The 22678-nt window shown below is 71.4% G+C and carries 19 protein-coding genes; 5 read left to right on the forward strand and 14 right to left on the reverse strand.

Annotated features, from left to right (window positions below):
• The first annotated feature begins 35 nt into the window (after positions 1-35).
• Positions 36-791 carry a DUF4232 domain-containing protein gene (locus AB0M36_RS06415; RefSeq protein ID WP_364153320.1) on the forward strand — a complete coding sequence of 252 codons (756 nt, stop codon included), beginning with the start codon at positions 36-38 and terminating at the stop codon, positions 789-791.
• Between the two features lie 16 nt (positions 792-807).
• Here the strand turns inward: AB0M36_RS06415 and AB0M36_RS06420 are convergent, their stop codons facing one another.
• A complete protein-coding gene (locus AB0M36_RS06420; RefSeq protein ID WP_364153322.1) occupies positions 808-1305 on the reverse strand; it encodes a DinB family protein in 498 nt (165 codons plus the stop codon).
• Between the two features lie 173 nt (positions 1306-1478).
• On the opposite strand from AB0M36_RS06420, the gene AB0M36_RS06425 reads away from it, so the two are divergent.
• The gene (locus AB0M36_RS06425; RefSeq protein ID WP_364153325.1) at positions 1479-2501 is read left to right on the forward strand and encodes a LuxR C-terminal-related transcriptional regulator; all 1023 of its coding nucleotides are present in this window, start codon (positions 1479-1481) and stop codon (positions 2499-2501) included.
• A gap of 3 nt (positions 2502-2504) precedes the next feature.
• Here AB0M36_RS06425 and AB0M36_RS06430 read toward each other — a convergent pair whose 3' ends face one another.
• Positions 2505-3311, reverse strand: coding sequence for a DUF4262 domain-containing protein (locus AB0M36_RS06430; protein WP_364153328.1), 807 nt, complete (start codon positions 3309-3311; stop codon positions 2505-2507).
• Between the two features lie 90 nt (positions 3312-3401).
• Positions 3402-6482 carry an ExeM/NucH family extracellular endonuclease gene (locus AB0M36_RS06435; RefSeq protein WP_364153330.1) on the reverse strand — a complete coding sequence of 1027 codons (3081 nt, stop codon included), beginning with the start codon at positions 6480-6482 and terminating at the stop codon, positions 3402-3404.
• A 453-nt stretch (positions 6483-6935) separates the two neighbouring features.
• On the opposite strand from AB0M36_RS06435, the gene AB0M36_RS06440 reads away from it, so the two are divergent.
• Entirely contained in the window at positions 6936-7247 is a 312-nt protein-coding gene (locus AB0M36_RS06440) for a hypothetical protein (protein ID WP_364153333.1), read from the forward strand.
• On the opposite strand, the gene AB0M36_RS06445 is transcribed toward AB0M36_RS06440, so the two are convergent.
• From AB0M36_RS06445 to AB0M36_RS06460, 4 genes are read right to left on the reverse strand one after another with little or no spacing between them, the layout of a single operon-like run.
• On the reverse strand, positions 7244-7453 hold the full coding sequence (locus AB0M36_RS06445) for a hypothetical protein (protein ID WP_364153336.1): 210 nt from the start codon (positions 7451-7453) through the stop codon (positions 7244-7246). The genes AB0M36_RS06440 and AB0M36_RS06445 overlap by 4 nt on opposite strands.
• A gap of 20 nt (positions 7454-7473) precedes the next feature.
• Positions 7474-8121, reverse strand: a complete 648-nt coding sequence (locus tag AB0M36_RS06450) for a hypothetical protein (RefSeq protein WP_364153338.1) — start codon at positions 8119-8121, stop codon at positions 7474-7476.
• On the reverse strand, positions 8121-10985 hold the full coding sequence (locus tag AB0M36_RS06455) for an ATP-binding protein (RefSeq protein ID WP_364153340.1): 2865 nt from the start codon (positions 10983-10985) through the stop codon (positions 8121-8123). Before AB0M36_RS06455 ends, AB0M36_RS06450 begins: the two co-directional genes overlap by 1 nt.
• Positions 10982-12991, reverse strand: a complete 2010-nt coding sequence (locus tag AB0M36_RS06460; protein WP_364153343.1) for a hypothetical protein — start codon at positions 12989-12991, stop codon at positions 10982-10984. Before AB0M36_RS06460 ends, AB0M36_RS06455 begins: the two co-directional genes overlap by 4 nt.
• Positions 12992-13176: 185 nt before the next feature.
• Here AB0M36_RS06460 and AB0M36_RS06465 point away from each other — a divergent pair, with 185 nt between their 5' ends.
• Entirely contained in the window at positions 13177-13479 is a 303-nt protein-coding gene (locus tag AB0M36_RS06465; protein WP_364153346.1) for a hypothetical protein, read from the forward strand.
• 4 nt (positions 13480-13483) lie between these two features.
• On the opposite strand, the gene AB0M36_RS06470 is transcribed toward AB0M36_RS06465, so the two are convergent.
• The 5 genes from AB0M36_RS06470 to AB0M36_RS06490 form a co-directional block, all read right to left on the reverse strand.
• Positions 13484-13900: a DUF6174 domain-containing protein gene (locus AB0M36_RS06470; RefSeq protein ID WP_364153348.1), complete on the reverse strand. Its 417-nt coding sequence runs from the start codon at positions 13898-13900 to the stop codon at positions 13484-13486.
• Positions 13901-13976: 76 nt separating this feature from the next.
• Positions 13977-14735 (reverse strand): GntR family transcriptional regulator, encoded by a 759-nt coding sequence (locus tag AB0M36_RS06475; protein WP_364153350.1) that lies wholly within the window; start codon positions 14733-14735, stop codon positions 13977-13979.
• Positions 14686-15555 (reverse strand): tryptophan synthase subunit alpha, encoded by an 870-nt coding sequence (trpA, locus tag AB0M36_RS06480; protein ID WP_364153352.1) that lies wholly within the window; start codon positions 15553-15555, stop codon positions 14686-14688. The genes AB0M36_RS06475 and trpA overlap by 50 nt, the downstream gene beginning before the upstream one ends.
• Positions 15552-16712 (reverse strand): tryptophan synthase subunit beta, encoded by a 1161-nt coding sequence (gene trpB / locus AB0M36_RS06485; RefSeq protein WP_364154277.1) that lies wholly within the window; start codon positions 16710-16712, stop codon positions 15552-15554. Before trpB ends, trpA begins: the two co-directional genes overlap by 4 nt.
• Before the next feature lie 131 nt (positions 16713-16843).
• Positions 16844-17722 carry a bile acid:sodium symporter family protein gene (locus tag AB0M36_RS06490; protein WP_364153355.1) on the reverse strand — a complete coding sequence of 293 codons (879 nt, stop codon included), beginning with the start codon at positions 17720-17722 and terminating at the stop codon, positions 16844-16846.
• A 160-nt stretch (positions 17723-17882) separates the two neighbouring features.
• Between AB0M36_RS06490 and AB0M36_RS06495 the strand changes: the two genes are divergently transcribed.
• Positions 17883-19364, forward strand: a complete 1482-nt coding sequence (locus AB0M36_RS06495; RefSeq protein ID WP_364153358.1) for a gluconokinase — start codon at positions 17883-17885, stop codon at positions 19362-19364.
• A 10-nt stretch (positions 19365-19374) separates the two neighbouring features.
• Here the strand turns inward: AB0M36_RS06495 and AB0M36_RS06500 are convergent, their stop codons facing one another.
• Both AB0M36_RS06500 and AB0M36_RS06505 read right to left on the reverse strand, forming a co-directional pair.
• Positions 19375-21126 (reverse strand): phospholipase A2, encoded by a 1752-nt coding sequence (locus tag AB0M36_RS06500; protein ID WP_364153360.1) that lies wholly within the window; start codon positions 21124-21126, stop codon positions 19375-19377.
• 178 nt (positions 21127-21304) lie between these two features.
• Complete coding sequence (locus AB0M36_RS06505) at positions 21305-22675, reverse strand: pyridoxal-dependent decarboxylase (RefSeq protein WP_364153363.1); 1371 nt, start codon at positions 22673-22675, stop codon at positions 21305-21307.
• Between the last annotated feature and the right edge of the window lie 3 nt (positions 22676-22678).

Consider the following 22678-nt stretch of genomic DNA (forward strand, 5'->3'; position numbering starts at 1 on the left):
CACTCGCGGCACAACCTGATTGGTCGGTGATAGACATGCGGGCCTACCGCCGCGCTGCCCTGCTCACCGTCGCGGCGCTGCTCGCCGGCTGTGCCGCGCCGGGGACCTCGACCGGGTCGGGGCTGTCCGGGTCGGGGCCGCCCGGGTCGGGGCTGTCCGGGTCGGGGCCGCCCGGGTCGGGGCTGTCCGGGTCGGGGCCGCCCGGGTTTCCTTCGGAGCCCCCGCCCGCCCGGTTCGGGCAGCCCCGCCCGTCGACCACCGCCGAGACGTGCCCGACCGAGGGTGTCCGGTTCGAGGTGGGCGAGGTGGACGCCGCGATGGGGCTGCGGGTGCGCGGCATCACGCTGGTCAACTGCGGGTCGCGGACCTACCGGCTGAACGGCTATCCGGCCGTACGGCCCCTCGACGAGGACCGCGCGGCGCTGAAGGTCCGGGTCCTGCACGGGGTCAAGGAGATCGTCGGCTCCGGCCTGCCGTGGGACGGCCCGCCGAAGCCCGTGGTTCTGCGGCCGGGACAGCGGGCCGGCTCGGGCGTGGCCTGGCGCAACACCTACGACGACACCCGGGAGCCACCGGTGACGGTGAAGTTCCTCGACATCGCCCCGCTGGCCGACCGCCCGTACCGACTCGTGGACCTGGGCGGCGGCCTCGACCTGGGCAGCACCGGCCGGATCGCGGTCAGCGCGTGGAGCCTCCTGCCGGACGCCGACGCCCCGGCGTTCCCGACCGGCCGACCGGTCCCGGGGGCCTCCGCCTCGGAACCGGTGGAGACCGGCGGCCCGCTGCCGTGATCGGTACGATCGGTCGCTATGGGTTGACGATTTGCTCGCGGAGGATGTCCGCGTGCCCGCAGTGCTGCGCGAGCTCACGCAGCACGTGGAGGTAGACCCACCGCAGCGGGAGCGGGCCCCGCCGATTGCCGTGGACCGTCTCGTCCAACGTCAAGGATGAGGTTGCCCGACGCGACGCCTCGCATGCTTCCCGGTGCGCTCGCTGGATCGTGGCGATGGTGTCGTTCTCGTCGAGGATGAACGACTCGTCCGGCGTGGCGGGAATGCCGATCTCGGCGCGTGACCGGCACGTGATGGCCTCGTCGAACCAGACCTTCTCGACAAAGACCGCATGCTTGACGAGCCCGAGCAGGGTGGTCCGGGAGGGGACAAGCGACCGGCGTGCCTGCTCCTCGGTCAGCCCGTCCAAGCATCGGCGGAGCGCCTCGCGGTGTTCGTCGACAAAGGCCTCGAACTGCTCGCGGAGCGGCTGGTCGGTGACATCCTCGGCCGATGTCGTGGGAAGGGGAGGCATGCCCGCAGCATCCCAGAGCCCCACTCCAAGAACAACTCGCCCGCTGGTGAATCGACGTCGATCGACCTGCCTAGGGCTGGATCGGCGTCGAGGTGCAGAATGGGTGGACGAACGCCGCCGATGTGGTCTCGGGATGGTGTGGCATGGTGGAGTTACCTGCCAGAACGTCGCAGATGGTGGCTGAGATCGCCGGGATAGCGGCGATCCCGGGAACCATCACCGACCGGGCACGGGCGCTTCTGGAGCCGCTGCGACGCATCACTCACTACGACGGCGCGTTCATCACCCTGTTCGACGCCGAGCAGCGCCGGCACGTGCCGTTGGCCCGTCAAGGCTTCGACGCGGCGCAGTCGTATCTGGACAGCCCCGCGCTGGTCACCGACCTGGAACGGCTGGACCTGCATGGCAGCCGGCGGCCGCTGCGGGTCAGCGACCTGGCCCCGCTTCCGAACGAGCTCCCATTGTGGGCCGACTACCTGTACCCGGCGGGTTTTCGCGAGGGACTGGGCAGTGGCCTGTTCACCGCCGACGGTCGCTTCCTCGGCCTCTTCACGGTCAACACCGCCGATCCCCGTCCGGCCAGTGAGGACACCTGCGCCCTGCTGCACCTGGTCATGCCGCTGATCGCCCACGCGGTCGACCCGCTGCGCAACCTGACTGTCCTCGCGTCGCTGGTGACCGACGCGATCGCGGGGGTGGTCGTGAGCCACGGTGGCGGCACCACCGTGCTCCCCGGCCTGCCGGAACATGCTCTGTTGGCGCCCGGGCGGCCCGTGGTCCTCGCCGCCCTCGTGCGGCTGGCCAACCGGCAGGTCCGCACCGCGTTCCTGTGCCGAAACGACGACTCGGACCCGTCCGCTCCGCCGCTGCTGCGGGTCACGGCCCTCGCCTGTCCGCCGCAGCCGGCCAACCGCCTGCGGATGGTCGTACTCCTGTCGCCACCACCGTCGCTGAACGGTCTGACCACGCGCGAGTTGCAGGTGCTCGGCCTGCTCGTCGAGGGCCGCTCCAACGCGCACATCGCCGCGACGCTCCACGTCACGACCCGTACGGCCGTCGGCCACATCGATCACATCATGGTGAAACTGGAAACGTCGTCGCGGGCCGTCGCCGCGATGCGCGCGCAGCGCCAGGGCCTGTTCATCCCCGCCGAACTCGGCCCGTCGACCCCGAGCACGGCAAACACCCGCTGGTGAGCTCTATCGGCGCCAGGTGCCGTCCTGGTCGCGGCCGGCCCGCTCACCGGGCCGCAGGTCGGCGACCGTCACCACGTCCGGGTGCGTGTCGGCGACCTGCCGCAACGTGACCTGCTCGGTAGCGTCGCGGTCAGCGTCCGCCTCCAGGAACCACCACGTTCCGTCATCCTCGCGCAGCACCGTGCTGATCGCCGCGGTGCCGGACGCGACGCCAGCCGAGGCATGCGCCATGGAGTACGGCAGGCTGGTGCGGAACGGCCAACCCGCATAGGGGTCGTGCTCCGCCCACCTGCCCGGCGGATGGTCTTCCGGCCGCAGCCACAGGCTGGGCTGCGATTGGCGGCACTGGCCGTCCACGTCCGGGTCCCAGGGGAAACGGCGATCCCGATCGGGCCAGATGATCTGCACCATCGGCATAGGCGGCCGCTGGTAGAAGTCGATGCCCGCTCCGAAGAACTGGCCGTACCAGCGTGGCTCAACCGCGCGTAACACCACGTCATATCCGTTGAGCACGTCATCGCGCCGCTGGCCGTCGCGCACCCGCTCGCCCTCCCGGAGCAACTCGCCCACGACGTTGACGATGTTCATCGCGGTCTGCGCCGGCAGCCCGAACACGCACACCTCAGGACTTCGCAGGGTGTGCCAGATTCCGATGGAGTACGCCCAGTCCGGCGTCGACCCGCCCGACACGCCGTTGACGTTCCACCCGAACCGCCGGATGTTGTCGGCGATGCCCCGGTCCCGCTGGTCCCAGCTCTCCTCGGCGAGCGGGACCTGGCACAGCAGGCAGTGACATGGTTGATCATCCACCGGTGGAGGTTATCGTCCCTGCTCCCGCCGTCGACAGCGAACGGGCCGCCCTCGGCTGAGCGAGGGCGGCCCGAACGGCTATCGGCGGTGTCAGGCGGCCGGCTTCCAGGGGCTCCAGGAGCCGGTGGTCGTCGGCTTCACGTTGCGGTTCCACCACTTGGCGACGTACTTCTTGCCCTCGTAGACGGCGGTGTCACCGGTCACGAAGACCCGCGAGGGCGTCCAGAGCGCGGTGCCGTTCGAGGTGACCGCGATCTCTTCCCAGGCGCCGTAGGGGGAGCCGGGCGGGAGGAGGGCCGTCCACCAGAGGGCGCGCCACGTCGAGCCGTGGTAGCTGACGAGGTCGCCGGTGGTGTAGATCTTCTTGGCGTTCCACTCCGGGGTCGACGGCATGTTCAGGCCGACGATCTCCGGGTTGTGGTCGGACGCGTGGAACGGGTCGTTGCCGTTGAACAGCAGCGTCGCGTTGTAGTTGTAGCGGCTGTACGCGTACGCCACCGCCTCGTGGGCGTTGATCTGCCAGATGTCCGCGCCGGTGACCATGGCCTTGGCGGCCGGGCTGGCGAGGATGTGGTCGAGCGAGCCCGCGAGGCCGTTGTACATGTACGTGTGGTCGTGCGGGTCGAAGGCGCTGCCGAGGTCGGTGTAGCCGGCCGCGTACAGCTTCTCCATCGGGTCCTCGTGCGTGTAGGCGTTGAAGTCGCCGAGCAGGAAGATCCGGTCGGTGCGCAGGGTGTCCGCCGTCTGCGCGGCGAACGTGATCACGGCCTCGGCCTCGCGCACCCGGGTCGCGTTGAAGGCGCCCTGGTTGGCCGCCGGCGACGACTTGTCCTCCTCGTCACCGGGGTACAGCGGGGTGCCGGGGCTCTTCGACTTCCAGTGGTTGGCGACGACGAGGAAGGCGTCCCCGTCGGCGGCCCCTGCCTTCTTGAAGCCCTGGGCCAGCGGCTGGCGGGCGATCGAGAACGGCTCGCCGGGGTCCGACTCGGTGGTCAGGACGACCGACGGGCCGACCGGCGCGACCTCCGCCTTCTTGTAGATGAACGCGGTGCGGATGACGTCCTGCTGGTTCAGCGAGGGCAGCTGGTCGGCGGCCGGCGACGGCACGTACGACCACACGGTCGAGCCGGCGGCCGCGTTGAGGGCGTCGACCAGGCCGGCGAGCGCGGTGTCGCGGGGCTCGCCGAACTTGACCGAGTTCTCGACCTCTTCCAGCGAGACGATGCTCGCGCCGAGCCGGTTGATGCCCGTGACGATCTTCGACTGCTGGCGGGCGAAGCTGGCCGCGTCCGCCGCGCCGCGCGGGCCGGCGCTGCCGTCCGTACCCTTGCAGGTGTTCACGCCGATGTGGTTGCCCGCCCGGTCGTTGTAGTAGGTGCACGTGCCGAGGCCGGCGGCGACGTACCGTTCGCCGGTCATCGGGAAGTAGTTCTCGACGTTGAACGTGGCCAGGCGTCCGTTGCCCGGCAGCGCGACCGGGTTCTGGTTGGCCGTACGCGTGTCGCTGAACGTCGCCACGGCCTTGCCGTCGCCGGTGACCTGCGCGGTCGGCTGGAAGTTCCACTGCGAGAACCGGTAATCGAGCACGACCGGCTGGTGGAAGGTGACCTTCGAGCCGACGCTGACCGGGTTGTCGGGAGTGAGCCACGGAAGCGGGCGGCCGTTGTTGGCGCTCGTGCTGTAGTTCAGGGTCGACGCGTCGTCGAGGGTGATCGCGCGCGCGGCGTTGTCCGCGACGGCGGCCTGTGCCTCGGCGCTGCCGGCCCGACCGGCGTCGGTCGGCTGGCGCAGCGGCTCGTCGCCGGCGGCCAGCGTGAACGAGCCGTAGAAGTTGGAGTCGTAGTTGTCGGTCACGGTGAAGGTGCCGTGCGGCGCGACCAGTTCACCCTCGTGGGCCTCCTTCTGCGCGTCCGTCGTGAGCTGCGTCCACGGGAGCGCGGCCGCCTGCGCGGCCGGCAGCGGGGTGTCGAGCTTCGTCACGACCGGGCCGGTGATCTCGGTCAGGCCCTGGAACTCGGTGACCTTGCCGGTCACCCGCACCGAGTCGCCGACGGTGACCTGCGCGGCCGACTGCGTGCCGAACACGAACACCGCGTCCGAGGCGCCCGGCGTGGCGTCGTCGCCGCCCGCTCCGCCGGTCTGCAGGAAGAAGCCGTTGAGGCCGCCGGTCGGGTAGGCGGCGGTCACGACGCCCTCGGTGGTGACGGCCTGGCCCGCGTACGGGGAGGTGTCGGTGTTGGTGCCCTGGAGGGCGGCGATCGTCACGACCGCGGCGGGCGCGCTCACCTGGAAGTCGAACGTCGCCGAACCGCTGACCCCGGCCGCGTCCGTCGCTGTCACGGTCACCTTCGAGGTGCCCGCCGTGGTCGGGGTTCCCGAGACGACACCCGCGTCCGAGATCGCCAGGCCGGCGGGAAGATCAACCGCTGTCCACGTGTACGGCGTGGTCCCGCCCGCCGCCTTCAGCGTGAGCGGCGTGATCGCGGCGCCGGTCGTCGCGTTCTGCGTGCCGGGGTTGGTCACCGTCACGGCCGTCGGCGGGGTCGTGCCCCCGTCCGACGAGGCGTTCTGCGGCGTGGGCGCGGCCGTGGTGAAGTCGGCGGCGTTGTTGTCGGTGTCCGCGCCGGACGCGGCGCGCTGGTAGCTCAGGACGAGCGAGTTGCCGGTCGACGCCGTGCCCTCCGGCGCGTTGCTGGTGCCCCAGCCGATCCGGTCGATGACCGTGGTGTCGGTGGGCGGCACGCCCGTGGCGCTCGCGGCCAGGTAGAGGGTGCCGCCGGCGCCACCCGGGTTGACGCCGGCGGTGGTGGCCAGGTCGGGCGTGGGCAGCGCCGCGCCCGGGTTCGTGCTCGCGCCGTTACCCGGCAGCTGGACGAGGAAGTGGCCGTGCGCGGCCACCGACCCCGTCAGCGCGAACACCTGCGTGCCGCTCGGCGTGCCGGTGCTCGTCGCGGACCGGTACTGCAGGGTGTCGCCGGCCAGCGAGATCGCGTTCGCGGTGGGGTTGAAGAGCTCGACGAACTTGTTGCTGTACGCGGCTCCGGAAGAGCCGCCGTTGACGTAGACCTCACTGATGACCAGGCCGGTCCCGGCCGTGTCGGCGAGCGCCGGAGCGGCGGTCCCGAGCACGGACAACGACAGTGCAACGGTCCCGATGATTGAACGCCTCATGAGCGCAGGGGACAACGGACCCGACCTCCAATATGCATGACGCGACTCCCGCGAGTGTCAGCCGGCTTACAGACGGTAAGTGGCCGGTCCCGCTCGAGGGAAGACAGACTTCGAATAGGTGATGACACGCTAGAGCACCGTCATCGATATGACGAGATCGACCTCGGTTAACGCGGGCGTGTCACCCCTGATGGCGGGCATTCGGCGGCTTTGGCGAGGACCTGGTCGGCCTTGGCCGATATCAGTGCGTTGGTGGGGATAGCGAGCGGGTCCTCGAGCTGCACCGGGCGGAGTCTCTCGACGTGACGCTCGACGGCTCGACCATCTCGCCGGCGTACGTGCCAGCTTCGACCAGCTCGATCTCAAGGCGCCGATCACGCTGAGTGTGACCGCGGACCCGGCATGGAGAGCTGCCACCCTCGGACGTGTCGGCCGCGCTCGAGGTGGGCGGCGATGACCGAGGACCCCGACGTTTCCGTACGCCGCTTCAAAGCGCTGGCCGCCGGGCTCTGGTCGGTGTCACAACGGGAGCTCGTCGCGCCGTACGTCGCCGCCTACGTCGCGCGAGCCCCGTCGCTGGCCAGGCGCGGATCGGCGTTCGCCGCCGCGGTCGGCCGGGCGTTTCCCGCCCTTCCGCTGACGTCCGAGGAGCTGCGACTGGTACGTGACGCGCTGCGCGACACGGTGCCCACTGTGCTCAGGCGGCATTGGGAAGACGAACTGGACGACCGCACGGCGCGAGCCTGGCCGCGCATGGGTGGCTAGGCTCCGGGGACCTGGCGGGCCTGGTGCATGGCGATGACGGCTGCCATGATCGGTCGCGGGTCGCCGTAGTCACCCGACATGAACGGGTCCGGCTTCACGCTCACGCCGGGAACCACACCGGACATGTTCACCGTGCAGAGCACCGTCGACGGTTCGACGGTTCCGTCGAACACGACCTCGTACGTGTCGTCGCCGACTGCGGTCACTTGTGTCATCCGCGATGGGCTCACCGGAACACCCCTCCTGATACGTATTTCTCGACCCAGGCGCCGTCGACGTCGTATGAACTGCCCTCATTGGGGTCACGGACCGTGAACGAGCCGTTTTCGCCCGGTTCGAGGATAACCATGTGTGCGCGCCCGAACGGCGCCTGCACCTGTGCCGCCATCGGGCCCTCGGACGCCTGGCGTAGGGCCTCGCCGCCGTCCTGGAAGTAGTGACCGGTCCAGGTGCCCTCGCCGTCGTGTTTGTTCAGCTCGTCACGCAGTGCGGACAGGTTCGACCAGTCGCCGAGTTCGGACAGCAGCTCCGCCTGGGTGACCCGCCCGTCGGTGAGCATCTCCCCGGACGCCGACACGCACGATCCGTCGGTCGTCTGCTGGACCGCGCCGCCGTCGCGATGGTTGGTGCCCTCGTCGAACCACGGACCCGAGCCGGCGCCCACTCCGGTCTCACCAGCTGTCAGGTCGCGCTCGGTCTTGGCGGCCGTGTGTTCGGACCGGGCCGCGTTGCGGATGTCCTGCCACGCCGACTGCCGCGACTCGTTCGGATCAGCGAGATTCTCCGAGCGGTTCGACCGCTCGGTCGGCTTCGGCACCTCCGGCGGTTTCGGCGGCGGCTCGGGCGGCCTGGTCTCCTGGACGTTCTCGGCCATCAGCGCACCGCCGACCCGTCGGTCGCCTCGACCGGCACCAGGAAGCGGGTCGGCCAGTGGCAGTTGACGAATTCCTCGCTCAGGACGGTCTCGACCCGTTCAGTCCAGTCCCGCGCCTCGAACGTCGACCCGACCGCCCGCTCCAACGCCCCAGGCGTCCGCACGCCCAGTGCCACGTTCCGGCGTACCGTCGCGTCCGAGGTGTCGGATTCCAGCCACCGGCGCACCGCCGCGGCCTGCATGCCGACCGTTTCGCCGGGGATCTCGCGTCCGTATGCCGAAGCCCATGCGGCGGAGCGCGGATGCCGCGGCCCCGCGTCGTCGACCTTCGCGGCCGCGTCCAGGATGTCGGCGAGCCGCGCCCACCTGTACGGCCGGGCCAGGAACGCCAGTTCCTCGTCCGCGCAGTCGAAGACCCCGTCCAGGTATCCGGTCATCGCGGCGAGCACGTGCTCGGCGACCGACGCCGGGTCGGAGTGCGTGGACAGCACCGACGAGCGCGCCGCCACCGCCTCGTCCACCGCGTGGGACATCGCGCACTCCCGGGACCGGGGCGGCAGGTCGAGGAGTTGCCGGATCCGGTGCGCCCGCAACGCCGGGGTGGGCCAGCCCGTCAGGTGACCGAGCACTGCCAGTTCCGCCCATACCGCCAGCCACGGCTCGTCCTGCAGGTACCGCTGGGCCGTACGCATGTCGCGCAGCGTGCATGCCGAAGCCAGGCAGGACGCCCCGCACGTCCGGCTCCGGCGGCCGATGATCGCGTCGGCGGGGGCGGTCGGGGTGTGCCCACCTCGTTCGCGGGGTGTGCCGTCGGGCATGCGTACCAGAACGGGTTGGTCCATGCCGTCGGCGAACACCGCCGCGACGCCCGGCGGGAGGGTGACCAGGAACTGGGATTGGCGGTCGGTGAGGTTGACGGTGGCGCCGACCGCCTCGCGGTCGTCGGCGGCCGGCAGGCGGTGCATGATCTTGATCGCGGTGTTCTTGATGACGTCCGGGACGAGCTTGCTGGGAATCTGCTCGGCGATGATCAATCCTTCACCGTACGCCCGGATCTCGGCCAGCAGCGCCGCGAACAGCTCCACCGCGTGGGACGCCGGGCCCGCCTTCTCGGTGCGGCGCAACAGCCTGTGCGCCTCCTCGAACACGCTCAAGTGGCGCAAGCCCAGCGCGGCGACCGGATCTCGACGCGTCCGCACGCGCAGGTGTTCGGTGAGCTGGATCAGCAGGCCACCCATCAGGAACGCCTTGTCGCTGTCGTCGCCGACGTCCTCGATCTCGAAGACCACGTTGTGCCGCGTCAGCTCGGTGAGGTCCAGCGGATGGCCGCCCTCGAAGAACCGGCCGGTGGTGCCGAGCCGCAGGCTGGAGAGCCGGACCCTGATGAACCCGCGGACGTTGTCGGTGATCTCCTTGCCGTACCCGATCTGGTCGACCACGAGTTCGGCGGTGCGCTGCAGGTCGCCCAGGGTCGGATAGCGCGGGTGGTGGCCGGGCACCCGGGCCTCGCTGAGCGCCAGATCCCAGCCCAGTTCCTCGTAACAGCGGGTCAGCGCGGCACTGAGGACCTGCGGGAACGGCTCGTCGGCCTCGAACGCGGCGAGGAACAGCGACCTGGTCAGGTCCAGGTGGGTCTGTAACGGGAAGCCGTCGGCCGGGCGCAGCGGGTTGAAGCCGGCCGGTGCCGCCCGCGTGTCTCCGGGCCGGACAGTGATCACCCGCTGGGCGCCGATCCGGTCGGCCATCTGCCGGTACTCGGCCTTGGCCGGCTCGACCACCAGCCACGGCAGGCGCTCGGCGGTGGCGCCCTCGAGGAGGTGCCGGACGGTCTGCGACTTGCCGGCGCCGGTCGCCCCGCAGACGAATGTGTGCCGGTTCAGGCTGGCGCGGGGAATCTCCAGGGGACCGACCGGTGTCTCGGTGCGGTCCAGCACCGTACCCACGGACAGCGCGCCGGGGTCGCGGCCGGCGGTCTCGGGGGTGACGTCGAACTCGGAGCGCATCGCGAACCGCAGGCCGGGCACTTCCTCGACCGGCGTCACCGCGAGCGACGCGAGCAGCGGGGAGCCGGCCAGGACCGGCGAGTCGGGCACCTCCTGGTGGAGGATCTTGTCCAGGTCGCCGGTCAGCCCGGTCGGTGCCAGCGCGTACGGCTGGCGGTCCAGGTCGGCGGACGCGCACAGCAGCCCGGCGACGGCGGCGGCCCCGGCGGGGGAGTCGCCGCCGACCAGCAGATGCACCCGCCACATGCCGGTGGACCGGCCCTGCTGCAGTTCCCGGTGCCGGCGCTGCAGGCGGGCGGCCGCCACCGCCTGCTCCGGCGACTGCGACTTGGACTGCGCCTGGCGTTCCTCGAGCGCGACCTGCCGGGCGATGGTGACGATCTCGTCCGCCGGCACCGGCTCGGCCAGGACGAACCAGGCGAACCCCGCATGCCACACGTGCAGCAGGCACTCGTCGAGGGTGGGCCGCACATCCTCGTCCGCCGGCGCGGAGTCGTCGACCAGCAGCCCGTCGGTCAGCCCGGCCACCCTCGTCCAGCAGGGCACCGCGCGCAGTGTCCCGAGCAGATCCGGGCCGGGATACGGGCGGCCGAGCCCTCCGGGCGGCAGGGAGAGCGGCGTCAGCCCGCGGAGGTCCGGCTCACCGCTGATCCCACCCGCCGCGAAGACCTCGACCGGCCCGGCGGCGGCCCGCCGGTGCCAGCCGAGCAGCAGGGTCGTGCCCGCGTGGTAGGCCGACACGATCGCGGCGAGCCGCTGCCTGCGGCCCACGTCCGTTCCGGGACCCTCGCGCGTGGACGGGGGCCGGCGCGGCAGCTCGAGGACCCGGCTGACCGGGAGCCCCTCGAGCGGCCCGCTCACTGAGGCCCACCCCACGGTCCCTGGTACGGCTGCTGTCGGTACTCGGGCTGGGGCTGGTTGGTCGGCGCGGCGCCCCAGCCCTGGAGGACCGGACCGGCGGCCTGGTGCGCGGTGACCTCGTGGGCGGCCAGCGGTTGCGGCTGGGACACGGTGACCTGGCTGGGCTGCCGGGTCGCCGGGATGACCGCCTCCGTCGGATCGGGCAACGGTTGCAGGTCGACCGGCGTCATCGACACCCGGGGGAGCGTGACGATGCCCGGGTCGACCTCGACGGCCTGCACGACCGAGCCGCGGCCCTCGCCCTTGACCAGGATCATCGCGTACTCGGGAAGATCCTGGAGCACCCGCGGCTCGAGGGCGTACTCGTACACCCGCTGTGCCGACTGGGCGTCGCTCCAGTTCGTACCCTTCGCGACGGACTCGGTCTGGCTCCAGTTCCGGGTCTTGCTCCAGTTGGTGCCACTCTGGCTGGTGAAGTCCAGGCCGCTGCGGCTGGTGCCGGAGGAACCACCCTGGGTCTGCGATTCACCGTACGTGTCGGCGAGCGTGTGCGTGTCGTTGCCGCCCAGCGTGCGGGTGAGCTGGCTGAGCACGAACTTGTGGCCCTTGCCGATGAAGTCCGCCGCCTGCGTCGCCTCCTGGTGGTTGCCGAGCCGCATCAGCGCCACCTCGCCGCCGCCGATGGTGTGCAGCGACTCCTCGCGCAGATGGCCGAAGAGCAGCACCAGCCGGATGCCGCGACGTTCACAGAGAGTGCTGAGCTTCTCGATGGAACGGTGGTGCACCTCGTCCGCGCCGAGGATCACCAGGGAGCCCATTGGCGTGGCCTCGCGCCGCACCTGCCGCGCCAGCCACTGCACCAGCAGGTCCTTGAGTAGCTCGTTCTGGGCGTTGCGGCCGTCGCTGTCGGCGATCAGGCAGGTCAGGTCGGCGCTGCCGGCGCTCGGCTCGGTGCCCATCGCCTCCAGCGGATGCAGGAACGCCTCGATCCGGCGCAGGTGCTGGTGCATCTGCCGGCGGCTCTCGTCCGGTTGCAGGTCGAGCAGCCGGTCACACTCGTCCGGGGTGAGCGCGGCCTGCACCGGGCGGTCGGTGAGCACCCGCAGGGAGGCCACCAGCCGGGCCATGCTGAGGTTGGGCGCGAGCACCCCGCAGACCTCGCGTAGCAGCATCGAGTCCTGGGACCGCTCCGCGCGGCTGGCGCCCTGCGCGTCGCCGTACATCGCCTCCACCAGGCAGTCGACCAGCTCGTTCGGTTCCAGCGCGCCGACCAGGTCGAGCTGGGCGAGCTGCGACGGCAGGCGGCGTTCCCGCACCGTACGGTTGGTCGCGACGGCCAGCTGCATGAGCTCGCCGCAGAGCGCCTCACCGGTGAAGTCGACCAGGGTCATCGGGCCACGGGTGGCGAGCAGCGATCCACCGAAGACGGTCAGCACCGCCTCCCAGCCGTACGTCGTGCCGCCGATGATGTCGATCCGCCGGGTGCCCCCGGTGGGTGCGGCCGCGGACCATTCGCACATGGCGTCGACGATCTGCTGTTGCTGCTGGTCGTGCCACTGACGTCGGCTGTCCCACGCGGCGTACGCCTGGGCGTACTCGTGCTGGGCCTGCCCCTGGGCGTTCTCGATCGCCTTGCGCGCCATCGAGGGCGCCACCCCGGCCAGCACCGCGCCGCCGACACCCGCGAGGAACGCGACGAAGGCCAGGAAGCTGAACACCGCCCCCGCGCCGCTGCCGGAGTCGCCCATGCTCGCGGCGCCCCCGCAGCAGCTGATCAGCACGGCCAGGCCGAGGCCCACGCCGAGCGAGATCAGGATCCGCTTGGCCATGCCACTCTGGGCCCGCATCAGGCGCTCGTGCAGGTGGGTCGGCACCTGGCTGGGCTGTGGCGGCGGCTCCAGATATCGACGCCGGTATAGATTGCGGTCGTTGAAGATCCACCCGAGGCGTTCACCGGGTGTGGCGAGCTGCGGCAGCGGGCTCGGGTACGGGACGACGTCGGTCATCGCTGCGAATTCTGCCTTTCGGCGCGGGGTACTGACTAGGGGAGAAGTCAACCAACGACCGAACAGATTGGAAAGAGCATGTACGGCTAGAGTGCACCAATCTGGACGGTTGGCGGCTATCGCCTCACCAAACGGTTACGCCGAGGGGGCGTGGGTTCGGCCGCTCCAGCGGGAGGATGGGTCCTATGGAGTGGCTTCTGCTCGTGATCCTGGTCGTCGTGGTGCTGGTGCTCGGTGTGCTCGCGCTGGTGTTCAACGTGGCCAGCGGCACTTGGCGGGTGGCCCGCTCCATCGCCCGGCGGGGACGCGACAAGGAACCCGGGATGCGCCTACCCGCCCCCCGCTGCCTGCGGTGTCGCGGCACCGGCTGGTTGAACCGGGACCCGGAGCGGACCTTCACCTTCACCGGGGACGGCTTCGAGGACAGACACACCCCGGCGACCATGTGCCAGGATTGTGGGGGCACCGGCCTGGCTCGGCAGCGCTGAGCCGCTACCGTGGGGTGAACCCGACGATGTCGGAACAGGACTCGTCATCGACGGACTCCTTGCGGTAGTCCAGTCGAATCCTCGTCGGATGACCGTCTTCGGGATCGACGCTGACCTTCGCCACATCCGCTCCGGCGCTCCTGGCCCGCTGGAAATCCTCGAACAGATCGCCCAGGGTCGGAAAGTGCTCGGGCTTCATTTTCCTGACCGTCATGACGTTCTCGCTGAAAGCGTCGGCACCCCTGGCCTTCTCGACCCTGCCGTTGGCCACCGTCAGCGTGTAACGCCCAGGGGGAAACGCCATGTCGCAGCGAAATTCCACCGTGTACTCGTAGGCCGGCGGCTCATTCCACGCGGCGGGACTCCGGGCCGGGATGGCCCAGGCGGCCAGCGCCAGGAGGCATGCCCCGCCCGCGATCATGAATCGCGAGCGATTCCTCTTCATCACGGGAGGTTCGACGGGCGGCACGCCGCCGCCGTTCCGGCCGTTACCTGGCTCAGCGCTCCGGGCGGCTCCAGCGCATCGACAGGCCGGCGGCCGCCCGCTCGGTGCGGATCTCCATCACCGTGCCGAGCATCGTCGCGCGGTCGAACACGATCGCGGCGTCGTCGAGGCCCCGCGTCACCCGGTCGGACACGAAGACCGGGGTTCCAGGGGGCTGCCGCAGCAGTGCCGCGGTCGCCTTGTCGAGCTGTCCGGGCCGGAGCGTCTCGGTGGCCCGGTGCACCACCACGCCGACCGCCGCGAGGGCGGCGTACAGCGAGCCGGCGCTGACGTCCGCGGCACGCAGCTGGTGCGCGGCCGGCTCCCGGATCCAGGACACCTGGTGCACGGCGGGCCGGCCGGCGACGAGCCGGGTGCGCTCCAGGCGCAGTGCCCGCTCGCCGGCCTCCGCGTCGAGGTGCACGGCCACCCAGGCCGGCAGCCGGCGCTGGGCCTGCCCGAGGATCTCGGTGCTCACCGTCTGACCCTGCGCGCGCAGATCCTCGGCGAACCCTCGCAGGGAGCCGAGCAGGTAGGCCGCCTTCGGCTCGGCGACGAACGTGCCGCGCCCGGGCTGCTGCGACAGCAGCCCGTCGCCCTCCAGCACCTGCAGGGCCTGCCGCAGCGTGGCCAGCGTGACCCCGTATGTCGCGCTGAGCTCCCGTTGCGGCGGCAGCGCGGCGCCCGGCGGGTAGTCCCCGCTGCGGATCTTGGCACTCAGGTCAGCCGCGATCGTGCGGTACTTCGATTCCTGTCGCTGGTTCGTCGCCATCCCGCTCCCGATCAAGTTCCCGGCGTACCGCCGCCAGGTCCCGGCCGACCTCGGCCGGCGTGGCCCCGTCCAGCACCTTACGCATGAGGCTCGACGCCATGACGGCGCCGTCGGCCATCCGCGCCGCCTGGACGGCGTGGGCCGCCGAGGAGACGCCGAACCCGATCAGCACCGGCCGGTCGCTGACCGCGCGTACGGCGGCGGCGAGGGCGGCCGCCGTGTCGGCCAGCGTGTCGCGTTCGCCGGTGGTTCCCATGACGCTGACGGCGTAGACGAACCCCCGGCTACGGTCGCAGATCTCGCGCAGCCGTCCCGGCTCGGTGGACGGCGCCACCAGCAGGATCATCTCGACCCCGGCGGCCTCGGCGGCCTGCGCGAACTCGCCGAGTTCGTCCACCGGGACGTCGGGCACGATCAGCCCACGGATTCCGGCGCCGGCCAGCAGCTCGCAGAAGGCCCGGGCGCCCGCCCGGACCACCAGATTGGCGTACGTCATGGCGATCAGCGGCACCCGGACCCGACCCCGGACGGCGGCGAGGTCGGCGAGGATGCCGGCGACCGTCGTACCGCGCGCCAGCGCCTGGTCGGACGCGCGCTGGATGGTCGCGCCGTCCAGCATCGGGTCGGAGAACGGCAGGCCGATCTCGATCGCGTCGGCGCCGGCTTCCTGGTACGCCAGCAGGTAGTCGGTCCAGTCGGCGGTGACGCCTCCGGTCACGTACGGAACAAGAATGGCCCTTCCATGGTCGCGCGCCGCGCGCAGCGTCGTCTCCACCGGCAGCGCGTCCACGGTTGCGAGAGTCGCCGGGTTGATCGTCATCGGTCCCGCTCCATCAGGGTCGGCATGTCCTTGTCACCACGGCCGGACAGGGTGACCAGCACCCGGGATCCGCGCGGGAGGTCGCCCTCCTCGACGGCCCGGAAGACCCAGGCCAGCGCGTGCGCCGACTCCAGGGCGCACAGAATTCCCTCGGTGCGGGCCAGCCGGTACAGCGCGGCGAGCACCTCGTCGTCGCCGACCTGGACGTATCGGGCCCGCCCCGTCTCACCGAGGTGCGCGTGCTCCGGACCGACACCGGGGTAGTCCAGCCCGGCGGAGATGGAGTGCGCCTCGGCGATCTGCCCGTACTCGTCCTGCAGCACCCGGGAGCGATATCCGTGGACGACGCCGAGCTCGCCGGACGTCATGGCCGCACCGCCGGCGGCCTCCACCCCCACGAGGCGGGCACCGGTGTCGACGAAGCCGGCGAACGTCCCCGCGGCGTTGGAGCCACCGCCGACGCAGGCGACGACGTAGTCCGGGACCGAGGTGTTCAACTCGACGGCGCACTGCGCGCGCGCCTCGTCGCCGATGACCCGCTGAAATTCCCGGACCATCCACGGGTACGGATGCGGACCGATCACCGATCCGACGCAGTAGTACGAGTCGGCGACCGCGCCGACCCAGTGACGCATCGCCTCGTTGCAGGCGTCCTTCAGCGTCCGGCTGCCGGTGCCGACGGGCACCACCTCGGCGCCGAGGGCCTTCATCCGGAACACGTTGAGTTCCTGTCGTTCGATGTCCCGCTCGCCCATGAACACCGTGGCCCGCATGCCGAACAGCGCCGCGGCGGTGGCCGTGGCGACACCGTGCTGGCCGGCCCCGGTCTCGGCGAGCAGCCGGGTGCGACCCATCCGCTGCGCCAGCAGCGCCTGCCCCAGGACGTTGTTGATCTTGTGTGACCCGGTGTGCGCCAGGTCCTCCCGCTTGAGCAGGAGCGTGATGCCCAGTTCGGCGGACAGGTTCCAGGCCGGCGTCAGCGCGGTCGGCCGACCCGCGTAGGCCGTCCGGAACCGGTCGAGCCGCTGGTGGAACCGCGGGTCGGCCCAGGCGTCGCGGAACGCCGCCTCCACTTCCTCGCACGCCGCGATCAGCGACTCCGGCACGAACCTGCCGCCGTGCTGGCCGAACCGCCCGCCGGCGGACGGCTCCGGCATGCCGCCCCGGACCGCGGTGAGCACGCCGCCGTCCGGAAGGGGCCGCGGGATCGACTCCATGGGACCTCCAAAGTTCTAGAACTGTCTGACCAAAGATGTCATACAGTTCCGAGGAAGCCAAGAGCGCGGGATCACACCGGGATGGTCGCTCGGTTCCGCCGCCTGGTGACGAGATATCCGAAGGCGGTGGCGGTGAAGAACATGACGAGGCCGTACACGGCCGCGGGAATCGCCATCTCGGTGCTGTTCAACAGGGTGGGGCTGATCGCGATCGTGATCGCCAGGGTGCTGTTGTGGATGCCGATCTCCATGCCGACGGCGATCGACTCGCGTCGGCCTACCCCGGCCAGCCTCGGCGCGCCGTACCCGATGGCGAGGCTGACCACGTTGAAGATCAGGACCGCGATGCCGACGGCGACGAAGTAGTCCGCGAGGTTCTCGCGCTCCTTGAGCACCGCACCGGCGATGACCGCGACCAGCACCACGACGGACAAGATCTTGACCGGCCGAGCCAGGCGGTCGGCGAACCCCGGGAACCGTGCCCGCAGCGCCATGCCGCCGGCGACCGGCACGAGGACGATCGCGAAGACCTGCACCACCTTGTCGAATTGCAGGCCGATGGGCCCGGCGCCGTCGAGGAAGTACGCGGCCGAGAGGTTCACGATGACCGGCAGCGTGACGACCGCGAGGACCGAGTTGACGGCGGTAAGGGTCACGTTGAGCGCCACGTGCCCGCCGAAGAGGTGGCTGTACAGGTTGGCCGTCGTGCCGCCGGGCGACGCGGCGAGCAGCATCATGCCGACCGCCAGTGCGGGCGGCAGGTCCAATGCGACGACCAGTCCGAAGCAGAACGCGGGCAGCAGCAAGGCCTGGCAGCCGAGCGCGATCAGCGCCGCTCTGGGATATCCCACCACGCGGCGGAAGTCCGCCACGGTGAGGCCCAGCCCGAGGCCGAGCATGATGATGCCGAGCGCGATCGGCAGCCCGACAGCCGTCCATGACGAGTCCATGGCGCAGTATTGTGCCCCGGCGCACAGACGTGAGGGATCCTCATTTCGGCTTTTCCGATCGATGAGGTCGTCCACTCCCACCAGCTCACCTAACCGCCGTCGCGGTACTAGGGTTGGTGAGGGTCCTCGCAGACCCGCGCCGCCGACGACGAGGAATGCGATGACCCGGACCAACGACGACGTCGCCCTGGACGCGGCGCTGGACCCGCTGGTCCTCGCGTTGGACATCGGGTCAACCGCCACCCGCGGCGGCGTGCACGACGCGTCGGGTCGGCGGGTACACGGCCTGCAACGCAAGGTGCCGCACGCCTTCACGGTCGCGCCCGACGGCACCTCGGTCATCGACCCCGATCAGGTGACCGCGGAGGTCGAGCAGATCCTCGACGCGGTGGCCGGCGACCCACGACTGGGGACCCGCGTCGCCGGCGTCGCGATGGACACCTTCGCCGCGTCGCTGATCGCGGTCGACGCGGCCGGCCGGGCGCTCACCCCGTGCCTGACCTACGCCGACTCCCGCAGCGCCGGCGCGGTCGCGGCCCTGCGGGAGGAGCTCGACGAGCACGCGGTGCAGCAGCGCACCGGCACCCGCCTGCATACCAGCTACCACGCCCCGCGCCTGCGCTGGCTCGCGGCCGTGCAGCCCCGCGTCGTCGCTCAGGCCGCGGCGTGGTGGTCACTGGGCGAATACATTCTGGCCCGGTTGATCGGGCACCCGCTCGCCGGAACATCCACGGTGGCATGGACCGGCCTGCTCGACCGTCGCACCGGCGGGCTCGACGCCGAGCTGCTCGCCGCCGCGGGCATCGGCCCCGAGCAGCTCTCCCCGCCGCGAGACCTGACAGAGCCGGCGCCTTCCGCGGCCCTGCCGCGCTGGCCCGCCCTCGCCCGGGCCGTCTGGTTCCCTGTCATCACCGACGGCTTCGCCAGCAACATCGGGTCCGGAGCGACCGACGCCACGGTGCTCACCGCGGCGACAGCCACCAGCGGTGCGCTGCGGGTGCTGCTCGACGGCCCCGCCGACCCCCTGCCGTTCGGATTGTGGAACTACCGTGTCGACTCGGGACGCACGCTGCTCGGCGGGGCGATCAACGACGTCGGTCGCGCCGTCAGCTGGGCGCAGAGCACGTTGCGCCTCAGCCCCGCACTCGCGGCCGTCCTCACCGCGCCGCCGAGCGACGCCACGCCGCTCGTGCTGCCGTACCTCACCGGCGAACGCGCGCCCGGCTGGGTCGGCGGGGCACGCGCCGTGCTCGGCGGGGTGTCCGCGGCCACCGACGCCGACACCCTGTTCCGCGGCATCGTCGAGGGCGTGGCCATGACCTACGCGCGCGTCGCCGACGAACTGCACCCGGCCGCCCCCCGGGTCCTGGAGGTCGCGGCGGCGGGCCGGGTCAGCAACGACCAGCCCGAGTGGCTCCAGGTCCTGGCGGACGTGCTCGGCCGCCCCGTCACGCACGTGACCCGGCCACGCGCCACACAGCGCGGCACGGCGCTGCTCGCGCTCGACGTGCTGGCACCGGACGTCCCGCGCGCGCCCCGGGCGACCGGGTCCACATACGAGCCCCGGCCCGCGCACGTCGGGCACTACGCGCAACGACGCGCGCGGTTCGCCGAGGTGTACGACGCGCTCCTGCGCGCCTGACGGATCCCGATCAGGCGTCCCACCATGTCCGGCGGGCGGCGACAACCGTACGGTGGGTCGCGTCGGCGGCGAGTCCGCACCTGACCGGCGGTAGTTTGCCGTTGCTCACCCACGGGTTCCCGTGCCTGGTGCAGATCGACATCAAGTCCTTGCGGAAGACGTCGTTCACCCGCTTGAAGCTCGCCTCCGAGGTGTCGAGCCTGAGGTTCCTCGGCCCGAAACTCTTGTTGCCGAAGTCGTGCCGGATACAGGCGGGCTCGAAGATCTTGTCCAGCTCGCCCCCGGTGGGACCGGAACAGCCGTCGGTCCTCCACTGGATGGTGTCCGACTTGTCGACTCCGCGCTGCACGGCCATGAATTCGTCCAGGGTCATCGCCTGCAGTGTCCGCGCCTCGGCCCGCCGATCGGCGGCGGACAACTCCCGGACCCGGGTGGCGCGGCCGTCCCACACGATCGAGCCGCCGACGAAGAAGGAGGCCTTGCCGCCGGCCCAGTCGCCGGACCCGTTCACCTCGTCGGTCAGCGGCATGCCGAGTCTTCCCTCGGCGAAGTTGTTCGCGGCGTAGACGCGGTGGATCTCGCCGTGCACCTCGTGCGCGCCGGTGGCACCGGAGAAGTAGATGGAACCGTTGGCGAACCGGCTGCCCCAGTGGCCGTTGGAGAAGAACTCGCCACCGACGGGCATGCCCAGCAGACCCCGTTCGGCGGCCATCGAGAACCACTTGTCGCGGATCGCGCCGCGTACGTCCCGGGCGCCGGTCCGTGCCGACCAGTAGATCGAGCCGGACGTGAAGTGCTGGCCGAGACCACCGTTGAGCACCCCGAACTCGCCGCTGGTCGGCTGCCCCAGCGGACCGCCCGGCCCGCCGAGCGCCCGGTAGCGGGCCCGGATGTCGTGGCAGACGGCCCGGCCGGAAAACGACTCGCAGCCGGAGTCGCCGTTGCCGTGGTAGCGGGCGGTGCCGTACGCGTACACCTGGCCGGTGCTGGACAGGGCGACAACGCCGCGCCCGTCGGCGGTCAGGTCGAGGGCGATCATCTCGCCGGAGAAGTTTCGCGGGTTGGACTGGGCGGTGGCGGTGCCGTAGGCGTAGAACTGTCCCGCCGAGCTCAGCGCCATTGCGCCCCGGCCGTCGGCGGTGATCGACAGTCCGACGACGCGTCCGGTGAACCCGGACGGGTTGGGCTGCGCCTTCGCGGTGCCGTAGGCGTAGAACTGCCCGGTCGAACTGACCGCCATCGTGCCCTGCCCGTCGGCGGTCAGCGCCACGTCGACGATCTCGCCGCTGAACCCGGACGGGTTGGGCTGTGCTTTCGCCGTGCCGTACGCGTAGAACTGTCCCGCCGAGCTCACCGCCATCGCGCCGCGACCATCCGCGGTGAGCGCGACGCCGGCGATCCGGCCGCTGAACCCGGATGGGTTGCGCTGGGGCGTCGCCGTGCCGGAGGCGTAGAACTGCCCGGTGGAGCTGACCGCCAGCGCGCCTCTGCCGTCGGCGGTGAGCGCCACGTCGACGATGTCGCCGGCGAACCCGGCCGGGTTGCGGACCGCGGCGGCGCCGCCGAAGGCGTACATCTCGCCGCGGGCCGAACTGAGCAGGTAACCGTCTCCGCCGGAGCGGACGTCGATGCCGGTGAAGACCCGGGTCGCGGCCGCGTCGGCGTCCGGGACCAGCGGCGGCGCGACCGCGGCGATCACCGCGGCGGCGAGCACCCCGCCGGTGATCACCCGCCGCCGGGGAATGTGGGGAGATTTAGTCACGCGAATGCCTTTCCGATACTGATAATTGCGGCCGAAACGAACGTATCCGCCCGCGCCGCCGCGGCAGTATCGGGAAATTGCCATTCGATCCCGAACGAATTAATGAGAATCGTCAGGATCTCCGGCCCGGCATTCGGCGTCCCCTGGGCCGTTCAGCCGAAGGCGCGCGGCAGCCCGATCACGACAGGGCCTTGCGCACCGCGGCGACGATCCGCTCCTCGTCGGCCTCGGTGGTCCGCCAGTTGCTGAAGGCCAGGCGGAGCCCGGGCGTTCCGGCGTACACGGTGGGCGTCGCGAACGCCTCGCCGGTCTCGGTGAGCGCGCGGACCACCGTGTCCGGGTCGTCCGGGACCGCCAGGCAGACGACGTTGAGCCGGACCGGGGCGAGCAGACGCACCCCGGGCAGCTCCGCGAGGCGCGCGCCGACCCGCTGTGCCGAGGCGACGTTGCGCTCCACGATGTCGCGGTGCCCCGCCCGGCCGTACGCGGCGAGGGAGAACCAGGCGGCCAGCGCCCGCAGCCGCCGGGAGTTCTCCGGGGTCAGGTGGACGAAGTCCGGCTGCTCGGTGATCGGGCCGAGGTACGCGGCCGCGTTGCCGAACACCCTGGCCTGCAGGTCCGGCCGGCGGGTGAACTGCACCGCCGAGTCGTACGGCACGTTGAGCCACTTGTGCAGGTCGACGCAGACGGAGTCGGCCTCGACGAGCCCGTCCAGCAGCGGCGCGTACGTGGGGCTGAGCGCGGCGAACGCGCCGAATGCCGCGTCCACGTGCAGCCAGAACGGGAATTCCTCGCGCAGCGCGGCGATCGCCCGCAGGTCGTCGTAGTCGACGGTGTTGACCGTGCCGGCGTTGGCAACCACGATGGCCGGCCGGCCCCGGCGGGCGGCCAGTTCGGCGCGAAGCGCCGCCACGTCGACCGCCTCCCGGTCGGGGAGGACGGGCAGCTGGCGCACCGCCTCGCGACCCAGGCCCAGCATGGACAGCGCCTTGTAGATGCTGGAGTGCGGCGAGCCGGACAGCACCTCGACCGGCCCCAGCGCGTGCACGCCTTGCCGGCCCACGTCCACGCCGAGCTGGTCGCCGAGCCATTCGCGGCCGATCGCCAGGCCCACGAGGTTGGACATGGTCGCTCCGGTGAGGAACGCTCCGGAATGGCGGGCGGGCAGGCCGAACAGCTCCCGCAGCCAGTGCAGCGTCTCGTGCTCCAGAGCGCTGGCCGCGGAGCCGATCTCCGAGCTGGCGTTCTGGTCGAAGACGCTGGTCAGCCAGTCGCCGGCGAGGGCGGCCGGGGTGGTGCCGCCGGTGACGAACCCCAGGTATCGGGGGCCGGCGCTGCCGGAGAGCCCGGGCGCCCAGCGCCGCGCGAACGTGGTCAGCGCCCCGGCCAGCCCGGCGCCCTCCGCGGGCAGCGGTTCGGCGGTGCGCGGCGTGGGCGGGTGGGCCGCCGGGCGGTCGTCCAGGCCGTCGAGTACGTCGGCGGCGTACCTCTGGGTGGACTCCAGGAGCTCCGGTAGCGCCGCGAGGTCGGCGGCGAGTCGAGGATTCATGAG

Source organism: Actinoplanes sp. NPDC051346 (genome assembly GCF_040682215.1).
Taxonomy (GTDB): Bacteria; Actinomycetota; Actinomycetes; order Mycobacteriales; family Micromonosporaceae; genus Actinoplanes.

Bases quoted from the DNA above. Each gene is read 5' to 3' on its own strand.
- AB0M36_RS06425 (WP_364153325.1), top strand. From the start codon at position 1,479: ATGGTGGCTGAGATCGCCGGGATAGCGGCGATCCCGGGAACCATCACC.
- AB0M36_RS06450 (WP_364153338.1), bottom strand. From the start codon at position 8,121: ATGGCCGAGAACGTCCAGGAGACCAGGCCGCCCGAGCCGCCGCCGAAA.
- AB0M36_RS06490 (WP_364153355.1), bottom strand. From the start codon at position 17,722: ATGGACTCGTCATGGACGGCTGTCGGGCTGCCGATCGCGCTCGGCATC.
- AB0M36_RS06435 (WP_364153330.1), bottom strand. From the start codon at position 6,482: ATGAGGCGTTCAATCATCGGGACCGTTGCACTGTCGTTGTCCGTGCTC.
- AB0M36_RS06460 (WP_364153343.1), bottom strand. From the start codon at position 12,991: ATGACCGACGTCGTCCCGTACCCGAGCCCGCTGCCGCAGCTCGCCACA.
- AB0M36_RS06495 (WP_364153358.1), top strand. From the start codon at position 17,883: ATGACCCGGACCAACGACGACGTCGCCCTGGACGCGGCGCTGGACCCG.
- AB0M36_RS06505 (WP_364153363.1), bottom strand. From the start codon at position 22,675: ATGAATCCTCGACTCGCCGCCGACCTCGCGGCGCTACCGGAGCTCCTG.
- AB0M36_RS06475 (WP_364153350.1), bottom strand. From the start codon at position 14,735: ATGGCGACGAACCAGCGACAGGAATCGAAGTACCGCACGATCGCGGCT.
- AB0M36_RS06415 (WP_364153320.1), top strand. From the start codon at position 36: ATGCGGGCCTACCGCCGCGCTGCCCTGCTCACCGTCGCGGCGCTGCTC.
- trpA (WP_364153352.1), bottom strand. From the start codon at position 15,555: ATGACGATCAACCCGGCGACTCTCGCAACCGTGGACGCGCTGCCGGTG.
- AB0M36_RS06440 (WP_364153333.1), top strand. From the start codon at position 6,936: ATGACCGAGGACCCCGACGTTTCCGTACGCCGCTTCAAAGCGCTGGCC.
- AB0M36_RS06470 (WP_364153348.1), bottom strand. From the start codon at position 13,900: ATGATCGCGGGCGGGGCATGCCTCCTGGCGCTGGCCGCCTGGGCCATC.
- trpB (WP_364154277.1), bottom strand. From the start codon at position 16,712: ATGCCGGAGCCGTCCGCCGGCGGGCGGTTCGGCCAGCACGGCGGCAGG.
- AB0M36_RS06465 (WP_364153346.1), top strand. From the start codon at position 13,177: ATGGAGTGGCTTCTGCTCGTGATCCTGGTCGTCGTGGTGCTGGTGCTC.
- AB0M36_RS06420 (WP_364153322.1), bottom strand. From the start codon at position 1,305: ATGCCTCCCCTTCCCACGACATCGGCCGAGGATGTCACCGACCAGCCG.